The sequence below is a fragment of the uncultured Caldilinea sp. genome, from assembly GCF_937128415.1.
Lineage (GTDB): Bacteria > Chloroflexota > Anaerolineae > Caldilineales > Caldilineaceae > Caldilinea.
The window spans coordinates 25,554-47,758 of the sequence record NZ_CAKZMJ010000064.1 but is presented as its reverse complement, the minus strand read 5'-3'; the positions used below and the strand labels follow the sequence as shown (position 1 = coordinate 47,758).

The 22,205-nt window shown below is 60.2% G+C and carries 17 protein-coding genes; 15 read left to right on the top strand and 2 right to left on the bottom strand.

Annotated features, from left to right (window positions below; all coding sequences use genetic code 11):
- Nucleotides 1-80: 80 nt before the first annotated feature.
- The 3 genes from Q0367_RS10020 to Q0367_RS10010 all read left to right on the top strand — a co-directional run bounded on the left by Q0367_RS10020 (nucleotide 81) and on the right by Q0367_RS10010 (nucleotide 3,558).
- Entirely contained in the window at nucleotides 81-1,010 is a 930-nt protein-coding gene (locus Q0367_RS10020; RefSeq protein WP_297636881.1) for a carbohydrate ABC transporter permease, read from the top strand.
- 53 nt (nucleotides 1,011-1,063) lie between these two features.
- Complete coding sequence (locus tag Q0367_RS10015) at nucleotides 1,064-1,933, top strand: carbohydrate ABC transporter permease (protein ID WP_298982027.1); 870 nt, start codon at nucleotides 1,064-1,066, stop codon at nucleotides 1,931-1,933.
- Between the two features lie 125 nt (nucleotides 1,934-2,058).
- The gene (locus tag Q0367_RS10010) at nucleotides 2,059-3,558 is read left to right on the top strand and encodes an alpha-N-arabinofuranosidase (RefSeq protein WP_298982025.1); all 1,500 of its coding nucleotides are present in this window, start codon (nucleotides 2,059-2,061) and stop codon (nucleotides 3,556-3,558) included.
- Between the two features lie 324 nt (nucleotides 3,559-3,882).
- On the opposite strand, the gene Q0367_RS10005 is transcribed toward Q0367_RS10010, so the two are convergent.
- Entirely contained in the window at nucleotides 3,883-4,920 is a 1,038-nt protein-coding gene (locus Q0367_RS10005; RefSeq protein WP_298982023.1) for a transcriptional regulator, read from the bottom strand.
- Nucleotides 4,921-5,269: 349 nt separating this feature from the next.
- On the opposite strand from Q0367_RS10005, the gene Q0367_RS10000 reads away from it, so the two are divergent.
- The 6 genes from Q0367_RS10000 to Q0367_RS09975 all read left to right on the top strand — a co-directional run bounded on the left by Q0367_RS10000 (nucleotide 5,270) and on the right by Q0367_RS09975 (nucleotide 13,976).
- Nucleotides 5,270-6,658: an ABC transporter substrate-binding protein gene (locus tag Q0367_RS10000; RefSeq protein WP_298982021.1), complete on the top strand. Its 1,389-nt coding sequence runs from the start codon at nucleotides 5,270-5,272 to the stop codon at nucleotides 6,656-6,658.
- Between the two features lie 218 nt (nucleotides 6,659-6,876).
- The gene (locus tag Q0367_RS09995) at nucleotides 6,877-7,815 is read left to right on the top strand and encodes a carbohydrate ABC transporter permease (protein ID WP_297636915.1); all 939 of its coding nucleotides are present in this window, start codon (nucleotides 6,877-6,879) and stop codon (nucleotides 7,813-7,815) included.
- Between the two features lie 20 nt (nucleotides 7,816-7,835).
- A complete protein-coding gene (locus tag Q0367_RS09990; RefSeq protein ID WP_297636918.1) occupies nucleotides 7,836-8,681 on the top strand; it encodes a carbohydrate ABC transporter permease in 846 nt (281 codons plus the stop codon).
- Nucleotides 8,682-8,796: 115 nt separating this feature from the next.
- Nucleotides 8,797-9,717 carry a glycoside hydrolase family 43 protein gene (locus Q0367_RS09985; RefSeq protein ID WP_298982018.1) on the top strand — a complete coding sequence of 307 codons (921 nt, stop codon included), beginning with the start codon at nucleotides 8,797-8,799 and terminating at the stop codon, nucleotides 9,715-9,717.
- Nucleotides 9,718-9,777: 60 nt separating this feature from the next.
- Entirely contained in the window at nucleotides 9,778-12,435 is a 2,658-nt protein-coding gene (locus Q0367_RS09980; RefSeq protein WP_298982016.1) for a sugar-binding domain-containing protein, read from the top strand.
- Nucleotides 12,436-12,944: 509 nt separating this feature from the next.
- Nucleotides 12,945-13,976, top strand: coding sequence for an isochorismatase (locus Q0367_RS09975; RefSeq protein WP_297636927.1), 1,032 nt, complete (start codon nucleotides 12,945-12,947; stop codon nucleotides 13,974-13,976).
- Nucleotides 13,977-14,042: 66 nt separating this feature from the next.
- Here the strand turns inward: Q0367_RS09975 and raiA are convergent, their stop codons facing one another.
- The gene (raiA, locus tag Q0367_RS09970) at nucleotides 14,043-14,612 is read right to left on the bottom strand and encodes a ribosome hibernation-promoting factor, HPF/YfiA family (protein ID WP_297636930.1); all 570 of its coding nucleotides are present in this window, start codon (nucleotides 14,610-14,612) and stop codon (nucleotides 14,043-14,045) included.
- A gap of 483 nt (nucleotides 14,613-15,095) precedes the next feature.
- Here raiA and Q0367_RS09965 point away from each other — a divergent pair, with 483 nt between their 5' ends.
- The 6 genes from Q0367_RS09965 to Q0367_RS09940 all read left to right on the top strand — a co-directional run bounded on the left by Q0367_RS09965 (nucleotide 15,096) and on the right by Q0367_RS09940 (nucleotide 22,203).
- Complete coding sequence (locus Q0367_RS09965; RefSeq protein ID WP_298982013.1) at nucleotides 15,096-16,598, top strand: sugar transferase; 1,503 nt, start codon at nucleotides 15,096-15,098, stop codon at nucleotides 16,596-16,598.
- A 59-nt stretch (nucleotides 16,599-16,657) separates the two neighbouring features.
- A complete protein-coding gene (locus tag Q0367_RS09960) occupies nucleotides 16,658-17,389 on the top strand; it encodes a nucleotidyltransferase family protein (RefSeq protein WP_298982011.1) in 732 nt (243 codons plus the stop codon).
- A gap of 117 nt (nucleotides 17,390-17,506) precedes the next feature.
- Complete coding sequence (locus Q0367_RS09955; RefSeq protein ID WP_298982008.1) at nucleotides 17,507-18,487, top strand: GHMP kinase; 981 nt, start codon at nucleotides 17,507-17,509, stop codon at nucleotides 18,485-18,487.
- Between the two features lie 59 nt (nucleotides 18,488-18,546).
- Nucleotides 18,547-19,137: an SIS domain-containing protein gene (locus tag Q0367_RS09950; protein WP_297636941.1), complete on the top strand. Its 591-nt coding sequence runs from the start codon at nucleotides 18,547-18,549 to the stop codon at nucleotides 19,135-19,137.
- Nucleotides 19,127-19,810 carry a D-glycero-beta-D-manno-heptose 1,7-bisphosphate 7-phosphatase gene (gene gmhB, locus Q0367_RS09945; RefSeq protein ID WP_298982005.1) on the top strand — a complete coding sequence of 228 codons (684 nt, stop codon included), beginning with the start codon at nucleotides 19,127-19,129 and terminating at the stop codon, nucleotides 19,808-19,810. Before Q0367_RS09950 ends, gmhB begins: the two co-directional genes overlap by 11 nt.
- A gap of 8 nt (nucleotides 19,811-19,818) precedes the next feature.
- Nucleotides 19,819-22,203: a hypothetical protein gene (locus tag Q0367_RS09940; protein WP_298982003.1), complete on the top strand. Its 2,385-nt coding sequence runs from the start codon at nucleotides 19,819-19,821 to the stop codon at nucleotides 22,201-22,203.
- The last annotated feature ends 2 nt before the right edge of the window (nucleotides 22,204-22,205 follow it).

The window sequence follows — 22,205 nt, the reverse complement described above, 5'->3', positions numbered from 1 at the left end:
CACCTGGAGCGAGCGGGCGGATTCTGCAGCTCTGAGAGATCGGCCGTCCGCAGCTTGTGGGATACGGAGCAATTAGACTCATGGCCACCTCCACACTATCGTCGTCGCGCACTGCTGCGGCGCAGAATCAGCGTTGGAAGAGGCTGCGCAAACAGCTTCCCAATTATTTGTTTATTCTTCCCCATTTCTTTTTCTTCAGCGTCTTTTTGTTGTATCCGATCTTCCGCGGCCTTCAGATCAGCCTATACGACTGGAAGATCATGCTTAAGGATCAGGCCTTCATCGGTCTGGCCAACTATCAGGCGCTGCTGCAAGACAAAATCTTCTGGCAGACGCTCAGCAATACGGCCTATTTCACCGCATTGACGGTCGTCATGAATGTTCTTCTTGCTCTGTTTGTGGCGACCGGCTTGAAGCATCCTTTCATCGGCAGCAACTTCCTGCGGGTCCTTTTTTACGCGCCGGGCATCCTGTCGGTGTCGGTGCTGGGCATCATCGGGATCCGCGTGTGGGATACACAGATCGGCATTCTGAACTATTTCATCACAACGATGCTGGGCGGCCCGCGCATCGCGTGGCTGGGCAATCCGGACATGGTGATTCCGGCGCTGGCCGTCACCACGGTTTGGTGGACGTTCGGTTTTCCGATGTTGGTGTTTATTGCAGGCATGCACAACATCCCCGAACCTCTGTATGAGGCCGCCAAGATCGACGGCGCAGGCCCTTTGCAAACGTTTCGGCATATCACCTTGCCGTTATTGATGCCGACCATGTTGTTTGTGGTGGTCACGCAGTTCATTGCGCATATGCAGGTTTTCGCTCAGCCGTACATCATCACCGGAGGCGGTCCCGGCAACGCTTCCCGCTCGGCTACGATGTACCTCTATGAGACTGCCTGGAAATTCTTCCGCTTCGGTTACGCTTCCTCCATCTCGGTGGTGCTGGCCCTGATCATGATCGTGGTCACCGTGATTCTCTTCACGCTGATGCGGCGGCGGACGGAATATTGAGCCGGCCCCGGCGACAGGATGTGGGTGCAAGGAGCAGAAAGAGGAGATTTGCAATGAATCAGACGATCGTATATCCAGAGCGACGGCGCTTGGGCCGCTATGTGGCGCGCTCTTTGTTCCTGTGGTTGTGCTTTTTGCCGTTGGCGCTGATCGTAGTGGTGCCGGTGCTGTATATGATTTCAATGGCCTTCACCCTCGAAGCCAATCAGATGAAATTCCCGATCGAGTGGATACCGAACCCGCCGACGTTGAGCAATTTTCAAAAGATTTTCGTAGACCCGCAATTGCCCATCGTGCGTTGGTTCATCAACAGTCTGTTGGTTGCAACGGTCGGCACGGCAATCATCGTGTTCTTGTCTTCGTTGAGCGGCTATGCATTCGCACGCCTGGAGTTTCCAGGCAAAGGGTTTCTCTTCTCCTTGTTGATTTTTAGCCTCATGATTCCTTCCGCGGTGACGTTGATCCCGGCCTTCTTGTTGCTGCGCGATCTGAAGCTCCTCAACACCTACCACGCCATCTGGTGGCCCGCCGCCGCCTCCGTGACCGGCATCTTTTTGATGCGGCAGCATTTCTTTTCCATTCCCGGCGAACTGGAAGACGCCGCCCGCGTCGATGGCGCCAGTCGTTTTCGCATTTACTGGCAGATTTGTCTACCGCTGGTGCGCGGGGCCATGGTGGCGCTGTTCATCTTTGCATTTTTGGGCCTCTGGAACGATCTCTTCTGGCCGTTGATCGTCCTTAGCGAACGCGCAGCGTTGACGCTGCCGGTCGGCCTGCTGGTGATTCAACAAGGCAGCTACATCCAGCGCGGCCTGGCCTTCGCCGGCGCTTTCATCGCCTCGATGCCGGTTCTGATTTTCTACGCCATTTTCCAGCGCAAAATTATCGCCGGCATCGTGACCGCAGGGCTGGCCGGGCGATAACGCGTCGTCGGTTGAGCGCTCGCCTTGCAGCGCGCCAATCGAGCTAATTCGCCGACGCAGCATTTTCTATTGTTTGAATTGCAAATTTATCAATCTTTTTGACGAACATCGATAGGGACTTTCTTATGACGCAACAGAGAGCACAAATTTTTCTGGATTCCAACCGCACGATTGCAGAAATTTCGCCCTTGCTTTTCGGCGGCTTCGCCGAGCACATGGGGCGCTGCATCTACGAGGGCGTCTACGATCCCAAGTCGAAGCACGCCGATGAGAACGGCCTGCGCCGCGATGTGCTCGACGCCCTGCGCGCGCAAGGATACACCACCATCCGCTATCCGGGCGGCAACTTTCTCAGCGGCTATAACTGGCTGGACGGCGTCGGCCCCAAGGAGCTGCGACCGCGACGCCGCGAGCTGGCCTGGCAGTCCATCGAAACCAACCAGTTCGGCACCAATGAGTTCATGCTCTTCTGCAGAGCCATCAACGCCGAGCCAATGTTGGGCGTCAACATGGGCACTGGCACCATTCAGAGCGCCTGCGATCTGGTCGACTATTGCAACACGCCGTCCGGCACCTACTGGTCCGACCTGCGCGCGAAGCATGGCTTCCCGGAGCCGCACAAGGTGAAATATTGGTGTGTGGGCAACGAGATGGACGGCCCCTGGCAGATGGGGCACCTGGAGGCGCACGAATACGGCGCCAAGGCGCGCGAGGCCGCCAAGCTCATGAAGTGGATGGACCCGTCGATCAAGACCGTGTTGTGCGGCTCCTCGAACGACCAGATGCCCACCTATCCGGAGTGGGACCGCGTGGCGTTGGAAGAGGCATGGGAGCACATGGACTATCTGTCCATGCATTACTACGCCGGCAACCGCGAAAACGACACACCCAGCTTTCTCGCCAGCGCCGTGCAGTTCGAACAGTTCGTCGATACGCTGGAGGGTGTGCTGCGCTACGTCAAAGCCAAAAAGCGCAGCAAACACGACATCTATCTCTCCTGGGACGAATGGCAAGTCTGGTATAAAGGCGACCCGCTGCAGGGCAACTGGACCGAAGCGCCCCATCTGGCCGAGGAGATGTACAACCTGGAGGATGCGCTGGTCGTCGGCCAGTGGCTGAACGTCTTCCTGCGCAAGAGCCATGTGCTCAAGATCGCCTGCGTGGCGCAGATCGTCAACGTGATCTCCTGGCTGCACACGCGCGGGGACGAGCTTCTCAAGCATCCGTCTTTCTACGTCTTCCAGCTGGTCAGCAACTACGCGCGCGGGCAGGCGCTGGACGTATTGGTCAAAGCCCCGCGCGTGGAGACGAAGAAATACGGCGACGTGCCCGTGCTGGACGTCTCCGCCTCTCACGACGAGGCGACCGGCCAGGGCGCCATTTTCATCGTCAACCGCAGCCTGAGCGAGAGCGTCGTCACCGATTTTGTCTGGCAGGATGGCCGCAACCCAACCGTATGCGAGGCCTGGCAGCTCGCCGGCGACGACCCCAAGGCGCTCAACACCTGGGAGAATCCCAATCACCTGGTGGCGAAGCCGATTGCCCCGCCGCGCGTCAGCGACGGCCGGGCGACGATCCAGCTGCCGCCGCTTTCGTTCACAGCGCTGCGACTCTCTCCACGGTAGAAGAATAGCAAGAACGACTCGCGAATCGTCGCTTCACGGAAAGGCGTCATTGAAGATGACGCCAAAAACGAAGATTGTTTAGAGCGTTCGGCGCAGCTGCGCTTCCCTGATTCGCTCAAAGTCCTGCGTCCGCCGAGAAAAAAGGTGCGGTTCCCAACCGCACCTTTTTTCTCGGCGAAAGGCGACTCAGGAGGTTATCGCCTCTGGCGGCGACGTAGTTGTCTGTCAGAACCTGCGGCTACGCGCTGTCTGTCAGAACTGCGGCTATGAGCCGCAGCTACAAGGAAATGCTTTTCTTGGCGTCTTCGTGGTTTCGGTTAGAATTCATATCTCACGTGGAGCGCCGGAAACGCCTTCCGTCCATCCCTCGGCGTCGCTATTTTCTCGCGATACAGGAGCGTAGGTGATCTTCAAAACAAGGTCTTGTGCGTAATTGCCGAACCCCTTGCCGAACAAATTCATTCCCCCCACGTTGACGGCGTCGGGCTTGACGCCGATGCGCACGGCGATGTAGGGGCGCTTGTCAAGCTCGAGGTCGTCGATGCGCACCGGCGAGGAGGGCGCGCCGTCGATGGAACTGCCGTTGGCGTCGACGCGCCAGGTCTTCAGAAGCCCATATTGACTGTTCCACTCTCCCCACCAGGCCGGCGTCAGCGCACCGCGCTCGCCCCCGAAGTCGCCAGGCGACGTCCACACGCCGATCAGTTTGCCGTTGATCTCCACAAAGATGTCCGAAGGCCAGTCCAATGCAAAGGGCGCCGCCTCGGAGCAGATCTCTGCGCTCAACGTCAGGCTATGCACCGGGCTTTCCGGGTCGTGGCGATAGGGAAAGCGATATTCCAGAAAACCGCTCGTCAGCCAGACAAGCTGGGCGTGGATGCGCTCCGGCTCGAAAAAGGAGGCCGCGTCGTCCAGGTGGCCGATGAGCCCTTCCGTCGAAGCCAGACCGCAGGTGGGCGTCACTTCACAATCGTAGAAGGCGCCGATCGGCATTTCGATGGTCGCCGTCCTCATCGACGTAGGAGGCGCCTGAGGAAGGAGAAGGAGAACGACGTCGTATAGGCGCGCGCAGAGTTTCTGCACGCCCCGGCTTGCCGTCACGACTTCCGAACGGATCAGCCCCGCCTCCTCGAGCGCAGTCACGTGCAGGTTGGCAGTAGACAACGGCATATCAAGCGCCTGTGCAATCTCAGAGACGTTGGCCACTTTTCGCTCCAGGAAGTCCAGGATCGCCATGCGAGGCTGAGAACCCAGGGCTTTGAGCACAGCGATGGCGTGCTCGCGTTCGTGAGGCTCCGTTCTCAGGCGCAACAGACGCAACGCTCCGACGGCTTCTTGCAAGCTCGAGGTTTCTTCGTTCATCGTCGCTCCTTGTAAAGAGTCAGTGAGATTCTGAGCATCACCTGGGAAGCGCAAAGGAAGTCATCTGTTTGCAGAACATCATGAATCGCTAGATGAGATTTTACATGCGTTTCGGATTTTTATGAAAATCCTTGACGGTTTTGACGATTTCTGTTACAGTAAATTATGAAATTCTCGGCTGACAACAGGTTTCGATCGGCGTCTTTCCTGCACAACGGGAGAGGAGCGTTTGCCATGCAGGTTTGGCGCAAGCTCGTGAAGTCCGCAGAATTTGCGCGGGTTTTCTTTGCAACGTTCTCCAAAAAGTTCAACGCTCTCCAAAAAGTTCAACGATGAAGGAGGAAGAAAAATGAAACGTATGCGTCTCTGGGTTGTGGGCATGTTGATCGTTGCGCTGCTGATCGGTGCATGTGCACCTCCGCCGAGCCAGCCGCCTGCCGTGGAAGCGCCTGCCGCAGAGGCTCCGGCTGCTGAGGAGGCGGCGCCGACGGAGCCAACGCCGACCGCCACGCCCATCGTCGCCGAGGCTGGCGCGGGCGCCACTCGCCTCATTTACTGGAACGGCCTCACCGGCAGCGACGGCGTGACGATGGTGGAAATGGTGCAGAAGTTCACCGAAGAGAATCCCGACGTCTCGGTGCGCGTCGAGATGATGCCGTGGGGCACCTACTTCGACAAGCTGTTGACCTCGCTCGTCTCCGGCAGCCCGCCCGATCTCTTCCTGCTCCACGAATTTGAAATCCCGCAGTTCGCCGGGCAGGGCGTGCTGGCCGACATGAGCGATTACTACGACGACCACGGCGGTCCGGTTCCGGTGAGCGACATCTACCCGCAGGTGTTGAAGGCGCTTGAGCTGGACGGCGCTCGCTACGGCGTGCCGCTGGACATCCATGGCTGGGGGCTTTGGTACAATAAGGACCTCTTTGTCGAAGCGGGGCTGGACCCGGAGACGTGCCCGGCCACCGCAGAGGAGTTTGTCGCAGCCGCCAGGAAGCTGACCAAGGACGCCAATGGCAAGCGCGCGGGCGAGGAAGGATTCGATCCGACCCAGATCGAGCAGTGGGGCACGGCGGTGAGCTGGCAGAAGCCGACCACGCTTTCCACCATGTGGCAGTTCGGCGGCGACTGGAGCGATCGCGCGGGCAACGCCACCTTGACCAGCGACGCCGTGAAAAAGGCCGTGCAGTTCTGGTATGACTTGATCTACGTCGAGCACGTGGCGCCGCCGCCGGCCGGCTTCGACACCTGGCAGACCATGGCCGCCGGCCGGTTGGGAATGCTGCCGGAGGGTAGCTGGTTCCTGAACTTCGCCAACGACAACGAGATCAACTGGGGCGTCTGCCCGTTCCCGAAGATTGGCGATGAGCACGTCACCTGGATCAGCTCTCACGTCATCTACACGCCGCCGACGCTCGCCGGCGAGAAGCTGGAAGCCGCCAAGCGTCTGATCAGCTTCCTCACGGAGCAGGGCGCGCTATGGGCGACTTCGGGTCAGCCGCCGGCCCGCATCTCGCAGTTCGAGTCGTTGACGCCGGACCGCTACCTGTCGGCGATCGTGCTGGGGACCAGTTTCCAGGAGATCGGCCGCTACGATTTTGCCCACCCCTGCATCCAACAGGTCATCGATCAGGGGTACATGCCGGAGTTCGATGCGATCTATAACAACCTGAAGACGGTGGAGCAGGGCCTGGCGGACGCCAACGCACGCGTCCAGGATATTTTGGACCGCTGCCGGTAAATCCGCACAAGGCGCCTGCGCTTGTTCGCCGCCTCGCGTAGGACATTCTCCAACGCTCCGGATCACGGACTCCGCCGGAGAGTCCGTGATCCGGAGTCAACTGTGAGGTTGTCTGTCGACCTTCAGCAAAGCATTCATCTTCCAGGAAACCTCAAAGCTTCCTGGAAGATTGTGACGAATAGAACGCGATTCAGCTAGCGATCAATCTGTGGAGGAGCATGGCGACCGAGCTTTCAACGACCCAAGGGCACACCGCCCATCAGCATCGGCGCACCTGGCGCACGCCGATGTATACGTTGACAAACTACCTGTTCATCCTGCCGTTTTTGATTCTTTTTGTGACGTTTGTCGCCGGCCCGATTTTCTACTCCTTCTGGATCAGCCTCCATGATTGGAAGATTCTGGCCAGAGAGCAGCCGTTTATCGGGCTTGCCAACTACATCAACCTGATGCGAGACGGCATCTGGTGGATCGCGCTCAGGAATAGCCTCTATTTCGCCTTTCTGACCTCCATTATCAACACCATCTTTGCATTGGTCGTGGCCATGCTGGTCAATGCGCCGATACGCGGCCGCGATTTTTTCCGGTTCGTCTTCTACGCGCCGGTGGTGCTTTCGGTCGCAGCGATGGGCATCATCATGAGCTGGATGATGAACACGCAATTTGGCATTATCAATTACTTTCTCGTCTGGCTTGGCCTGCCGCCTGTGCGATGGTTGGCGGATCCCAATCTCGTGATCCCTTCGTTGAGCCTCGCCACCGTTTGGTGGGGCTTCGGCTTCCCGATGGTGATCTATCTGGCGGGGTTGCAGGGAATTCCCGACCATCTCTATGAAGCGGCGCGCATCGATGGGGCGAACACCTGGCAGACCATTCGTCACATCACCATCCCCTTGATGATGCCTTCCATCTTTTTTGTCTTTGTCACGCAGTTGATCGCCCATTTCCAGGTCTTCGGTCAACCCTACATTATGACGGGCGGCGGCGGTCCCGGGCGCTCTTCCTACACGGTGATCATCTACCTGTATCAGACCGCCTGGCGCTATTTCCTGATGGGCTACGGCGCCGCCATCGCCGTCGCACTGGCGCTCGTGATTTTGTTTTTCACGTTGATTCAATTCCGAATCTTTGGGCGACGCAGCGTCATTGAGTATTGAGGAGAGGCGAAGAAAAGCAGATGAACCAATACCGCGTCTATCGCTTCTTGATGAGAACCCTGCACTACGCCGTGTTGATCGCTTTGGCGATCGTTGTCGGCTTTCCGATCTATTGGATGCTCGTCGTTTCGATCACGCCGGCGGCGGAGGTCTATCGCTGGCCCCTGCAGCTCTGGCCGGCCAACCCGACGCTTGAGCACTATCGCGCCGTCTTCACCCGCCAAGACCTCATGGTCGATCGATGGTTCATCAACAGCGTCGTGGTGAGCACCATCATCACCGTGCTTTGCGTCTTTCTTTCGAGCCTGACCGCCTATGGCTTCGCCCGCCTTGAATTTCCCGGTCGCAACACTATCTTTCTGCTGCTGCTCTTTACGCTCATGGTTCCCGGACAGGTCACGCTGATCCCGGTGTTTCTGTTGGTGCGCAGCCTGGGTTGGCTCGACACCTATCATGCGCTCATCTGGCCAGGCGCGGTCAGCGTCTTCGGCGTCTTTCTCTTGCGCCAATTTTTCACCTCTGTGCCCAAAGAATTGGAAGAGGCGGCGTTGATGGACGGCGCAGGGCGTTTCCGCATCTACTGGCAAATCGTGCTGCCGCTCAGCCGGGCCGCTATTGTGGCGCTGACGATCTTCGTCTTCCTGGGCGCCTGGAATGACCTCTTCTGGCCGCTCGTGGTGCTCAATTCCCTGGAGCTGCGAACTCTGCCGGTCGGTCTCACCGTGCTGCAGGGGACTTACATCCAGGAGAGGGCGCTCGTGATGGCCGGCACAGTGATCGCCAGCGCGCCGGTGCTCCTCTTCTATGCGATTTTCCAGCGTCGCATCATCCAAGGCGTCATGCTGACCGGGATGGGTGGACGATAGGTCTATGGGAAGCCGTTGGAAGTCTGGCGCGCGTCGATCCGGCGCACGCACCCTTGCGATCGCTCTGTTTTTGATCCTACTTTCCGCCTGCACCCCGATTCAGGCGCCGCCTGCAATGGTTCCGCCGATGGAATATCAAAATCCGGTTTATCGTTTGGATTTTCCCGATCCATTCGTCTTGTATGTGAACGGCCAGTACTACGCCTATGCCACCAATGCCAGAGGGCTCCATATCCAGGTGCTCAAGTCCGCCGATCTGGTGAATTGGAAGGAAGCCGGCGTTCGCGGGGAAGCGCTCCCGCAGTTGCCCGCCTGGGCGGAGGAGAGCAAATCCTTCACCTGGGCGCCGAGCGTCCTGGCTCGCAAGGGTCAGTTTGTGCTCTATTACACCACGCGACTGGCGGCGGCCGAGCGTCAATGCATCAGCTACGCCGTCAGCGACTCCCCAGAAGGCCCTTTTGTGGATTCCAGCGAGACGCCTTTTGTTTGCCAGTTGGAGGAAGGCGGCTCTATCGATCCTGAACCGTTTGTCGATCACGACGGCGCGCTCTATCTGCTCTGGAAAAATGACGGAAACTGTTGTGGTTTTCCGATCTATATCTACGCCCAACCGTTAAGCGAAGACGGTTTGCGCCTGCTCGGAGAGCCGGTGCGATTGATCGCCTATGACCAGGAGTGGGAGACACCGTTGATCGAGAACCCTAGCATGGTCGCTCATGACGGCAAATACTATCTCATTTATTCCGGGAACTGGTGGGAGAGCCGCAATTACGCCGTCGGCTACGCCATCTGCGAGACGCCGCTTGGCCCGTGCGTCAAGCCGCAGAACGAACCTGTGCTCGCCAGCGCCGGTCGGCACGTCGGCCCCGGAGGCGCCTCCTTCTTCCGCGATGCCGGCGGCAAGTTGTGGGTTGCGTACCATGCCTGGCGCGAGCCCTATGTGGGATACCCCGCCGGCATGCGACGGCTTTATCTGGCGCAGGTGGATTTTGACGCAGGGAAACCGGTCTTTCGGAGACCCGAAGCGGAGCCATAAAGTCGCATTCCAGTTTATCGTTCCAAATTTCCATCAAAAACAAAAAGGATTAGCCTCGTTATGACGAACCAGACATTCAAAATGTCTCTTGACGGCCTGTGGGATTTTCAGGTTGATCCGGCCGGCGGCGACGACGCGACGCAGATTCAAGAGTGGCGCACCGCGCGCGTGCCTGCCCCGTGGCAGGCGCAGTTCGATGATTTGCGCCATTACAGCGGCGTCGCCTGGTATCGTCGGCGCTTCGACTGGCAGGGCGATCTGACCGGCAAGGCTGCGATCCTTCACTTCGGCGCCGTAGATTACCACGCCGTCGTCTGGCTCAACGGCCAACGCATCGGCGAACATGAGGGCGGCTATCTCCCCTTTGAGTTCGACGTCGCCCCGGCGCTGCGCACAGGCGAAAATGTGCTCGTGGTGCGCGTCGCCGACCCCGACGACGACCGCAGCCGCTTTCCGGACCATCCTTTCAGTGAAATTCCACACGGCAAACAAAGCTGGTACGGCCCCATCGGCGGCCTCTGGCAGAGCGTCTGGCTGGAGGTGCGACCGGCGCTGCATCTGGTGCGTCTGCGGCTGACGCCTCTCCCCGCCGAGCGGGCGATCGAGGTTCAGGCCGTTCTCAGCGCAGTCTTGCCCTCCTCCGCCGAAGTGCGCGTCGCCGTGCGCGCACCGGATGGGCGGCGCATCGCCGAAACTGTCCTCGATGCAACCGGCGCAGGTCGCGTCGCACTCAATGATGCGCCGCTCCTCTGGAGCCCGGAGACGCCCCACCTCTACACGGTGGAAGCGGCCATCATGCTCGACGGCGCCGTGCACCATCGCCTGGCCGCCACCTGCGGCTTTCGCACGGTGGAGGCGAAAAACGGGCGCATCTATCTGAACGGCGAGCCGATCTACCTGCGCGGGGCGCTCGACCAGGCTTACTATCCGGAAACGATCTACACGCCGCCGAGCCTGGAGTTCCTCGAAGATCAGGCGCGCAAAGCCAAGGCGCTCGGCCTCAACTGTCTGCGCACGCACATCAAGATCGAAGACCCACGGTATTATGACGTGGCCGACCGGGTGGGCCTGCTGATCTGGACGGAAATTCCCAACTGGGTGCTCTTGACCGAAGCCGCCGATCGCCGCATCAAGGAAACCTTCCGGGCCATGGTCGAGCGCGACTGGAATCATCCATCGATCATCGCCTGGACGCTGGTCAACGAAAACTGGGGGACCGACCTGCCGCGCAATCCGGAGCATCGCCGCTGGCTGGCGGACTTTTATCACTACGCCAAAACCGTGGATTCCACGCGGCTGATCGTGGACAACTCCGCCTGCTGCGACAATTTCCACGTTGCGGGCGACCTGGAGGATTTCCATCACTATCGCGCCATTCCCGATCACGCCGCAGAGTGGGACGCCTGGGTGGGCGATTTCGCCAGCCGCGCCAATGACTGGGTCTGGGCCCAGGACTATCTCCATGAGCGCAGAGCCGACCTGCCGCTCCTCGTGTCGGAGTTCGGCAACTGGGGCTTGCCCGATCCTGCAACGATCCAGGAAAAAGGCCGCGAGCCGTGGTGGTTCGAGACGGGCCACGAGTGGGGAGAGGGCATCGTCTATCCCCACGCCATGCCGCTGCGCTTTCACGACCATGGCCTGGAGGCTGTGTTTGGATCGTTTCAGGCGTTCATCCGGGCTTCTCAGGAGCACATGGCGCGCAGTCTACACTACGAAATCACCACCATGCGCCTCCATCCAACCATCGCCGGCTACGTGATCACCGAATTCACCGATGTCCACTGGGAATGCAACGGCCTGCTCACGATGCAACGGCAGGTGAAACAGGGGCTGCAAGAAATTCTGGTCCCGCTGAATCAGGACAATGTAGTGGCGTTGCGCCCTCAGCGCTGGAGCGGCTGTCCCGGCGACGCCGTTCCGGTGGAGATGCGCTGCTTCGGCGTCGACGGTGAACGCAGCGACGGCGTGATCTTCTGGCGCGTCGGCGACTACAGCGGACAGCTTCCTGCGCCCGGCGGCGTCGTGCACGCGCCGCTGACCACTCCCGGCATGGCGCGGCTGGAAGCGCGCTGGCTGGCGGCGGACGGTCGAGAGATCGCCGCCAACGCCGTCGAGCTGGCCTGCGTCTCCCCGCCGCGCACCGAGCAATGGCTGCGCGTCGTGGACGATCCGACGCTGGTCGAGCCGCTGCGCAGGTTGGGCTATCGGGTCGAGGAAGGGGCTGTCGAAGCGGAAGGCGCCATCCTGGTCGCTCGACGCTACACCTCGACGTTGGAGCGGGCGGTGCAGGCCGGCGCCCGCCTCCTGCTGCTCGCCGAGGAGGGGAGCGGCGAGGGTCCCGACGCACTCCGTCTGCCCGCCGGCGCCGTCGTCGCCCGCAAAGGCACCCACTGGCAGGGGGACTGGGCGACTTCCTTCGCCTGGATTAAGAAGCAGGGCCCCTTCGCTGCGCTGCCCGGCAGTCCGCTGTTAGAGATGGAATACGCTCCCATCATGCCGGACTATGTGCTGGTGGGGTTGCCTTCCTGGGCCTATCGCACGCACAGCTGGGCGGGGCTGGCGCTGGGATGGATCCACAGGCCGGTTTCGCTGCTGGCGGAGATGCCCTATGGACGCGGGCGGATCGGGATCACTACCTTCAAGCTCAACGCACGCACGCTCGCCGACGACGTGGTGGCGCAAACGGTTCTGGCCGGTGCGCTGCAACTGCTTTCTTGAGATAGATGTTCCGTAGTTGCCCCCTTCCACCAAGCGCCATCAATCTTCCAAAATGATCCGGCGACGATGGTAGCCCTCACCCCCTGGCCCCCTCTCCCAATGTTGGGAGAGGGGGAGAAAGCGCCGGCGCAGCCCCGAATTCTCTGGATTCACCGTAGGTGTGGCTTCCAGCCGCACACCCCAGGCGCACCCAGGAGCCGGAGCGGAGGCCCTCACCCCCCACCCCCCTCTCCGAATGTTGGGAGAGGGGGAAGAGGGTGCGCCTACGAGAGTACGTCGGTTTCATCGTAGGTGCGGCTCCCAGCCGCACGCTCTTAATGTCCCGCAAGGTCCTGGGGAATGCGAGGATGCACAGCTACGAGCGGCGCCTGCAAAGCGCCAAAATCGTTCGTCAAATTCCCTTTGCGTCGATCCCGCTGGACAAGTCAGACAGAGGTATGCTAAGATTGGGTTAGTGTTGAATCTACATTAACCGGGTTGAGCAGACAGCAGTTCGGCGGAGGGAAAAAATGCGCACATCATTGCCGTTGCCTCCTCACTACGATCCGCAGCGAGTGGGCGAGGTTTGGCGGGTTCCCTATGCGGAGCGGGCGAGAGAGGCGAAGGATTGGGCGAGGCGGCATAACCTGCGCCTGGCCGGCGAAGATCGTTTTCGCGTGGCTTTACTGGCGATCGACGTGCAGAACACCTTTTGCATTCCCGATTTTGAGCTTTTCGTAGGCGGACGCTCCGGCTTGGGCGCCGTGGAGGACAACCGTCGGCTCTGTGAGTTCATCTATCGCAACCTGGATGTCATTACCCAAATCTTCCCGACGATGGACACCCACCAGGCTGCGCAGATTTTTCATCCTCTCTTCTTCGTGAACGAGGCCGGCGAGCATCCGGCGCCGCACACGCAAATTACGGTGGACGACATCGAGCGCGGCGTCTGGCGTTTCAACCCTGCGCTGGGGCCGACGCTGGGGCTGGAGCCGGCGTATGTGCAGGCCCATCTCCTGCACTACACACGCACGCTGGCGGCGTCCGGGCACTACGCCCTGACGGTGTGGCCTTATCACGCCATGCTGGGCGGGATCGGGCATGCGTTGGTGGCCTCCTTCGAGGAAGCAATCTTTTTCCACAGCGTCGTCCGCAGCAGCCAGCCTGACGTTCAAATCAAGGGCAATCATCCCTTGACCGAGAACTATTCTGCGATTGAGCCGGAGGTGCGAGCAGACCATCGGGGCGTCCCGATCGGCGCCGTGAACCAGAAGTTGCTCGATCGTCTACGCACGTTTGACGCCATTCTCGTGGCCGGAGAAGCGAAGAGCCACTGCGTCGCCTGGACGGTGCAGGATCTGTTGGAGCATTATCAGCAAGACGCGCCGGAACAGTTGCAGAAAATTTACTTGCTGTTGGACTGCATGTCGCCGGTGGTGGTGCCGGGCGTAGTCGACTACACCGAGGCGGCGGAGGCGGCGTTTGCGCGATTTGCGGCGGCGGGGATGCATCTCGTTCGCTCGACGGATCCGATCGAGCAGTGGCTGGAAGGATGGGCGTGAAACGGCGAAAAAAACCGGCGCCAAGGCGGCGCCGGTTTTTTTGTCTTATGAAAGCGCTGGGTTCACTCAGGCAATCACAGGGATGAGCAAACCGTAGTTGCCATCTTTGCGACGATAGATGACGTTGATGCTGCTCGTCTGCGGATTGTAGAAGACGAAGAAATCGTGCCCGAGCAGCTCCATCTGCTCCAACGCTTCCTCCTCTTCCATCGGCGTCACCAAAAACTGTTTGCGCCGAATGATCACGCCCGGCGCCTCTTCGGGTTCAGCTTCTTCGAGCATCGTCGCCTCGACGCGTTCCACTTCGCGCATGGCGGCCTGTGTGGCGCGGCGCTTGCTATCGAAGCGGCGCCCCTTGAAGCGCCGAATCTGGCTGGAGATTTTGTCCACCGTGGCGTCGATGGAGGCGAAGACATCGCTGGTTGACTCTTCGGCGCGCAGAATTTGTCCGTTGGCCCAAATGGTGATCTGCGCCGTGAAGCGGTCATCCGCAGAGCGGGTCGTATTTTGGGTCAGGTCGGCGCGCACTTCGCCGATCTGAGGGAGGTAGCGTTCGAGGCGGCCGACTTTCTTGGTGACATACTCGCGCATGTAATCCGTCACCTCGATGTTGCGACCGTTGACCATCACTTTCATGGTCCCTACTCCTTTCTACAAAAGTCCTGGTTAGCGATAGAGGAAGATTGGATGGAAACATGAAACATGGCGCCCGATGCGCGTCTGTTTCATGGAAAACGCCTGCGCGTGCTTTGGAGTTCCATCGTTGCGGGTGGAGTCTGACGGGTTGGGATGAGCCGACTTTGCGTCTCCCAACCTTTGTGCAACTGTCGAAGCACAAAATCGGTATGGCAAAGGAGAAAATCCGAAAGCGTCATCCATAATCCGATTCTAGTCATGTCTGCTGAAATTGTCAATGACCGAAAGACCCATTTAGGGAAGGAGTAAGGACCATCCAAAAATCCAGGCGCAGATTTGCGGTTGGCGATGAGAGCGTCTGTTCCAAGCGTAGGATGACTTGTCAGCGGATTGTAAGAAAATGAGAAACGATTTTCAACTACAATGAGCGCAGTAAATATAACCAATCGCACAGTGCAAGTCATCCGCGTGTGGGGTCAGCTTATGTCTGCAAACGCCAAGGTTGTGGTTGGCCGTTCAGAAAAAATTGAGTCTCAATCTCGTCAAACGCTTCGTTCGCAGCGGCGTCGCTATCGCCTTTTTTTGGTTTTGGGGGACGCCTTCGTCCTGATGATTGCGTTTGCATTGGCATATTGGCTGCGCTTCTCCGTAGGTCTGGCGATTTCGCAGGACATCGTGCCGAACCCGCAAGACTATCTGTTCCTCTCGTTGCTGCTCGTGCCGACCTGGCTGGCGATCTTCGCGCTGGTCGGATTATACGATTTTAACATTCTGCTCGGCGGCATTGCGGAGTATGGGCGCGTCTTCAACGCCGTGACGTGGGGTATCATGGCGGTCATCGTCTATAGCTTTTTGAACCCGGAGTTTGTCATCGCACGCGCATGGCTGCTCTACGCCTGGGTGTTTTCCACCTTGCTGCTCTGCGTTTTCCGTCTCACGATGCGACGCATCGCCTACCGCGCGCGACGGTACGGCTATTTCGTTTCGCCTACGGTGATCGTCGGCGCCAACCAAGAGGCGGTCGCCCTGGCTGACCAGCTGCGCGACTCCGCCGGCTCGGGCATGGAGATCGCCGGTTTCGTCAGCGTCAACGGCAAGGACGCCTACGCGCCCGGCGATCAGGTGCATGGTCTCAAGGTGTTGGGCGCCTTGCAAGACCTGCCTGCGATTTTGGATGAGTACAACGTGGAAGAGGTGGTGATCGCCACGACGGCGATCGATGGCGAGCAGCTCGTGGCGCTCTCCGAGCAACTGACAAGCGAGCGTTCGGACATTCGCATGCGGCTTTCTTCCGGTCTATACGAGGTGTTTACAACGGGGATGGAAGTGACCACGCGCAATGCAGTTCCTCTGACAAGCTTGCGGCGCCTGCGGCTGACTCGCGGCGAAGCCTTGTTGAAGACGATCCTGGATTACACCGTGATTTTGGCGGCGCTGCCGTTTTTGTTGCCGCTCTTTTTAGGGATCAGCCTGCTGATTAAGCTCGATTCGCCAGGGCCGGTGCTCTATCGCCGTCGCGTGCTGGGCGTCGGCGGTAAACCGTTCGACGCCTTTAAGTTTCGCACCATGCACGTCAACGGCAATGAGATTCTGGAGCAGCATCCTGAGTTGAAACTGGAGCTGGAAAAGAATCAGAAATTGAAAAATGACCCGCGCATCACGCGCGTCGGCAGATTTCTCCGCCGCACCAGCCTGGATGAGCTGCCGCAGTTGATTAACGTCTTGTTGGGGCAGATGAGCCTGGTCGGTCCGCGCATGATCAGCCCGGCGGAGCACAGCCGCTACGGGCGGATGAAGCTCAATCTGCTGACCGTCAAGCCGGGCATGACCGGCTTGTGGCAGGTTTCCGGCCGCTCGGACCTCTCTTACGAAGAGCGGGTGCGGCTCGATATGTTTTACATTCGCAACTATAGCATCTGGATGGATATTCAGATTCTTGTCTTCCAGACGCTGCCGGCCGTGGTCAAGGGGCGCGGCGCCTATTGAACAAGCGGAAAGTGAGCGCACGCAACCCTGGGCGGCGAGCAGATGAAGAAAGGGCGAGCATGAAGGCGTTGATTCTGGCGGCGGGCAAAGGGACGCGATTGGGAAGCCTCACCGCTGAGTTTCCCAAACCGATGTTGGCGGTCAACGGCCAGCCGTTGCTTGGTCACCATCTTCGCTGGCTGCGCAGCTACGGGGTGACCGAAATTGCCATCAATTTGCATCACGCCGCCCATGTTATCCAGAGTTATTTGGGAGATGGAAGCGCCTTTGGCGTCACGCTCACCTATTCCTTCGAGCCGGAGCTGCTGGGCACCGCCGGCGCAGCCAAGCGCCTGGAACCTTTCCTCAACGAACGCTTCGTCGTCGTCTATGGCGATGTGTTCACCAACGTCGACCTCGCCAGAATCATTGCGTTTCATGAGGCGAGGGTTGGAGCGAGCGGCAAAGGCATGACGATCGTGCTGTATCGGGTTCCCAACCCCACCGAGTGTGGGTTGGTCGAAGTGGATGAGTTCGGCGCTGTGCGTCGCTTCGTCGAGAAGCCGCCCGCCGACCAGGTTTTCACCGATCTGGCCAACGCCGGCATTCTGATCTGCGAGCCTTCGATTCTTTCCCTGGCGCCGGCCAACGCCGTCTATGACTTCGGTCGCGACCTGTTGCCCCAGATGCTGGCGCTTGGGTGGCCCGTCTGGGGCGCGCCCATTTTGCCCGAAGAATTCGTGATCGATATCGGCACACCCGCCGGCTACGCCCGGGCGCAGGAGGCGAGCCACACCGCGCTTCCGATGTGATCGGCTGCGCCGTTGCGCAATTTCGGTGCATCTATCCGGGCGCCGGTCTGGAATGACGCCGCATTGCGCTAGACGTTCACCCGAGACGTCGCAAGCCCAATGTGAGGAGAACAAAGGATGATTATTTCACAAACACCCTTGCGCATCAGTTTTTTTGGCGGCGGCACCGATTTTCCCGATTTTTACGCCCAGGAGCCGGGCATGGTGCTCAGCTCCGCCATTGACAAATATATCTTCGTCATCATCAAAGAGCGCTTCGACGACAAGATTCGCGTCGGCTACACGCGCACCGAGCTGGTCGACAGCATCGATGAGCTGGAGCATGAGCTGGTGCGCGAGAGCCTGCGTCGCACCGGCATCACCCACGGCGTCGAGATCAACACCATGGGCGACATCCCTTCCGAGGGATCGGGGCTTGGCTCCTCCAGCACGGTGACGGTGGGGCTGCTGCACGCCATGTACATGTACCTGGGAACGCCCAAAGACCATGCGGCGCTGGCGCGTGAAGCCTGTGAAATCGAGATCGATGTGCTCAAAAAACCGATCGGGGTGCAGGATCAGTACATCGCCGCATTTGGCGGGCAACGCGTCTTGCAGTTCTGTCCAGATGGCGAGGTGCAGGTGCAGCCGATCGCCATGGAGCCGAATGTAGCGCGGCGCCTCAATCAGAATTTGATGCTTTTTTACACCAATATGACCCGTAAGGCCGAAAGCGTGCTGACCGAACAGCGCAGCAACATCGAGGAGCGGCGGCCGGTGTTGCGGGAAATGAAGCGCATGGTGCTTCTCGGCAAGGCTGCGCTGGAAGAAGGAGCGCTGGATGACTTCGGACTTTTGTTGCATGAGGCCTGGCAGTTGAAAAAACAGCTCGCCAGCAAAGTGAGCAACTCCGCCATCGATGAAATTTACGATACAGCCATTCGCGCCGGTGCATTGGGCGGCAAGATCACCGGTGCAGGCGGCGGCGGCTTTTTGCTGCTCTATTGCCCTCGCGAAAAGCAGGACGACGTGCGCAGCGCCCTCCATCATCTGCGCGAGTTGCCCTTTCATCTCGAGCGGGACGGAACCAAGATCATTTTCAACTATCGCCGCGGCTGAACCGACGCTCGCCGGTCAGCTTACGATTCGAGCAACAGAATTCGGTCGAGGAGGAGGCCATGTACAACAGCGCTCAATTCCTGCAAACCTATGCAGGCGAACTTCAGAAGACTCTGCTCAACCTGCCGTGGGGCGCCATCAGCGAGGTGGTGGACGCCTTGTTTACAGCCTGGATCGAACGCAGGACGGTTTTCATCATGGGCAACGGCGGCAGCGCAGCGACAGCGTTGCATATGGCCGCCGACCTGAGCAAGAACACAGCCGTGCCCGGTTATCCGCGGCTGCGCGCCGTCTCGTTCAACGACAATATGGCGCTCTTCTCTGCGCTGGGCAACGATGCCTCCTATGATCAGGTCTTCCGAGAGCAGGTGCTCACATACGTCGACGCCGACGATGTCGTGATCGCGATTTCGGCCAGCGGCAACTCGCCGAACGTCTTGAACGCCGTCACCGCCGCGCGTGAGCTGGGCGCAACGACGATCGGATTCAGCGGCTACTATGGTGGAAAGCTGGCCGCATTGGTGGACATCCCTGTGGTGGTGCAGAATCATTCGATCGAACAGATCGAGGACGTGCACATGATTCTCGAACATATGGTGACCGCCAGTGTGCGCCAACTGGTGCAGCAGGCGGTAAAACATGCAAGATAACGACCGGGGCTTGCGACGACTTCCGTCGCAAGCCTTTGAAGAGCCGCGCCCAGAGCGTGTGGTGGAAGCAGTTTTTCTCGATCGCGATGGCACGCTCAACGTCGAACGCGCCGACTACGTCAAATCCGTTGATGAATTGATCCTGCTGCCTGGCGTGCTGGATGCGCTCGCCAGGCTCGCAGCCTTAAATCTCCCCCTCATTTTGGTTACCAATCAATCTGCTATCGGTCGTGGCATCGTTTCCAATCATCAAGTGGAGAGGATCCATGATCATCTGCGCTCGATGGTGCACGCTGCGCAGGGACGCATCGACGCCGTCTATCTCTGCCCGCATCCTCCTGACGCAGGCTGCGAATGTCGCAAGCCCAAGCCAGGGTTGTTGTTGGCGGCGGCCAATGATTGGCGGCTCGATCTTGCGCGTTGCGCGTTTATCGGCGATAGTATGGCTGATCTGGGGGCTGCGCGCGCGGTCGGTTGTCAGCCGATCCTGGTGCGCACCGGCAGGCAGGCGCAGCAACTGGACGAACTTGCTCATCAAGACCCCGATGTTGTGCTGGTGGATGATCTGAGCGCCGCCGTCGACTGGCTCGAGCGGTGGATGAAGGCGAATTCAGGAGAGCGTGCGTTGGCTGCACAGGCGCATTCGTCGTCTCAAGCAGCGCGGCAGAGGTGAGAACATCTATGTGTGCATGCCCATATTTGGGTCTCTTCGATGACGAAACGATCATGCTGAGCGAGCCAACGCCGGCGCATCGTTGTTTTGGAACCAAGCCTGCCACGTCTCCCTCGACCGATCATCAGGCGAACTATTGCTTGAGCGACGCCCACGTCCGCTGTCCGTACTACCTGGCGACGAAGCAAAATGGCGGAAGGCGCATCGAGATTGCGACCAAACGACCGAGACGCCGCGCTGGCGGCGCGTTGATTTTCGCAACCGTTCTGATGATCGCTGCGCTGGCGGCGGGCGCCATGTTCGCCGTCAACGGCTCGTTCGGCATTCTTTTGCCGAGCCCAACGCCGCCCGCCGAAGCGGCCCTGGCCGCCACAGCGACGGCGACCGTCACCGCCACGTCAACGCCCACGGCTGCGCCGTCTCCCACACCCCGGGAGGACGCGCCGACCGCAGCGCCCACCGCAACGCTGCCCGCACTTGTTCTGCCCACGCCGACGCCTGCACTGGTCGCAGTGGCCGACGTGGCGACGCCCTCCGTCGTAACGACAAGCGAAACGCAGCGCATTGTCCTGACGCCGCCCAGCGGCGGCGTGGGTTGGTGGGACAGCTCCGAGGAGGTGCAAGTCGGCCTGAATGACTCTTTCTTATATGCAGGCGTCTTCAGCGACCGTTCGCTGCTCAGCGCAGTTCGCTTCAATCTCGGTCGCATCCCGCGCGGCGCGCCGATCCTGAGCGGCGCGCTGCAGCTGAACGGCCTGTCCGACGAACGCCTCAATCCAGAGGCCGACGGCATCTGGCGCGTGCAATTGATCCCGGAGAATGAGCTTGCCAGCCTGATCGGCGCCAATTTTATGATGGTCTACAGCGCCGCCGCGCCGATCACGCTGCGCGAGCTGCGCACGCAGGACCTGGGACGCGACCGCCTCAACACCTGGACGCTGGAGCCGGAGACGCTGCGCTGGTTGGAGCAGCAGCGTCTCGACGGCGCCGAATCCGTCATCGTGCGCATCACCGCCTCCACCAACGGGACGGGCGACACGTTGTTCGCATGGGACAGTGGCTACGGTCAGAAGACGGGGGGCGTTGCGCCGGCGCTGGTGTTGGAGGTCGGCCCGCCGCCGGCGACTCCACCGCCCTTGCCCACCCTCGAATATCTGGTGGCGACCTTCACTCCGGTTCCGGAGAATGTGTTGACCGCAGTTGCGCTGCAACAGACGGCCACGGCGGTCGCCGCAACCACCGGCACCTACACGCCGGTTCCGCCCTTTGTGACGCCGACGCCCTATCCACAAAATCTGGCTACGGTGCAGGCTGCGGCGCGGCTGGCCGGCCTCCCTGCGGTCGTGGTCGAAACGCCGACGCCGGCCAACGCTGCAACGGCCACCGCCTACGCCGCCTACGCCACCGCCGTAGCGCTGACGACCGGCACTTTCACGCCCGTGCCCACCGAGTACGTGACGCCCTTTGTGGTGCCGCCTTCACCGCCCGCCGAGAATGTGGCGACGGTGGTGGCGCGCATCGTCGCCGCCACGGCTACGGCCAGGGCCGGTGGGCCAACCTTTACGCCGCTGCCCTATAACGCCGTGATCGGCGAATACGTGATCGCCACACCGACGCCGCAGAACGTGGCGACCGCGGCGGCGCTCGCTTTAGCGGCGACCGCAGAAGCGGAGACCTATGGGCCGCCTTCGCCGACGCCGTTCCACTGGATCGTGATTACGCCGACGCCGGTGCCGCTGCCGACCGCCACGCCGACCACGCCGCCGCTGATCCTGGAGCGCGATTTCACGCCGACGCCGCCGCCCACGCCCACCGAGGTGATCCCAGACGCCTTGCCAGACGCCTTTAAGAACCTGATCTTCTTCCAACGCGGCTCCGGACCCGGCGCGCAGATTTGGGTGCTGAATCCGACCACCGGCGAAACCGGCCTGATCACGCGCGATTGGATCTATCCGCTGGCCAGAAAGACCTTGACGCTTTCGCCCGATGGTCAGCAGGAGGTGTTTGTGCGTCGGGATTCCAACGGCGTGGCGCAACTTCACGTTCGCAACATCAATTCCGACCGCTCGCGGCAGATCACATCCTTTGGCCGCGACAGCTACGACCCGGCCTGGTCGCCCACCGGCGAGTGGATCGCCTTCGTCTCCAGCAATCCGGGCAACGACGAGATCTATCGGGTGACGCCGGATGGCAGCATCGTCGAGCGACTGACGTACAACAACTGGGAATGGGACAAACATCCGACCTGGTCGCCCGACGGCCAGCAAATCGTCTTTTTCTCGAACCGGGAAGTGGGGCGCACGCAGCTCTGGATCATGAACGCCGATGGCTCCAATCAGCGCAGGCTGCTCGTCAGCGAGTTCGATGACATGTATCCGGTGTGGACGCGCTAGCG

Bases quoted from the DNA above. Each gene is read 5' to 3' on its own strand.
- Q0367_RS10010 (WP_298982025.1), top strand. From the start codon at position 2,059: ATGACGCAACAGAGAGCACAAATTTTTCTGGATTCCAACCGCACGATT.
- Q0367_RS09980 (WP_298982016.1), top strand. From the start codon at position 9,778: ATGACGAACCAGACATTCAAAATGTCTCTTGACGGCCTGTGGGATTTT.
- gmhB (WP_298982005.1), top strand. From the start codon at position 19,127: ATGCAAGATAACGACCGGGGCTTGCGACGACTTCCGTCGCAAGCCTTT.
- Q0367_RS09975 (WP_297636927.1), top strand. From the start codon at position 12,945: ATGCGCACATCATTGCCGTTGCCTCCTCACTACGATCCGCAGCGAGTG.
- Q0367_RS10005 (WP_298982023.1), bottom strand. From the start codon at position 4,920: ATGAACGAAGAAACCTCGAGCTTGCAAGAAGCCGTCGGAGCGTTGCGT.
- Q0367_RS09955 (WP_298982008.1), top strand. From the start codon at position 17,507: ATGATTATTTCACAAACACCCTTGCGCATCAGTTTTTTTGGCGGCGGC.
- Q0367_RS09965 (WP_298982013.1), top strand. From the start codon at position 15,096: ATGTCTGCAAACGCCAAGGTTGTGGTTGGCCGTTCAGAAAAAATTGAG.
- Q0367_RS09950 (WP_297636941.1), top strand. From the start codon at position 18,547: ATGTACAACAGCGCTCAATTCCTGCAAACCTATGCAGGCGAACTTCAG.
- Q0367_RS09940 (WP_298982003.1), top strand. From the start codon at position 19,819: ATGTGTGCATGCCCATATTTGGGTCTCTTCGATGACGAAACGATCATG.
- Q0367_RS09985 (WP_298982018.1), top strand. From the start codon at position 8,797: ATGGTTCCGCCGATGGAATATCAAAATCCGGTTTATCGTTTGGATTTT.
- Q0367_RS09990 (WP_297636918.1), top strand. From the start codon at position 7,836: ATGAACCAATACCGCGTCTATCGCTTCTTGATGAGAACCCTGCACTAC.
- Q0367_RS10000 (WP_298982021.1), top strand. From the start codon at position 5,270: ATGAAACGTATGCGTCTCTGGGTTGTGGGCATGTTGATCGTTGCGCTG.
- Q0367_RS10020 (WP_297636881.1), top strand. From the start codon at position 81: ATGGCCACCTCCACACTATCGTCGTCGCGCACTGCTGCGGCGCAGAAT.
- Q0367_RS09995 (WP_297636915.1), top strand. From the start codon at position 6,877: ATGGCGACCGAGCTTTCAACGACCCAAGGGCACACCGCCCATCAGCAT.
- Q0367_RS09960 (WP_298982011.1), top strand. From the start codon at position 16,658: ATGAAGGCGTTGATTCTGGCGGCGGGCAAAGGGACGCGATTGGGAAGC.
- Q0367_RS10015 (WP_298982027.1), top strand. From the start codon at position 1,064: ATGAATCAGACGATCGTATATCCAGAGCGACGGCGCTTGGGCCGCTAT.
- raiA (WP_297636930.1), bottom strand. From the start codon at position 14,612: ATGAAAGTGATGGTCAACGGTCGCAACATCGAGGTGACGGATTACATG.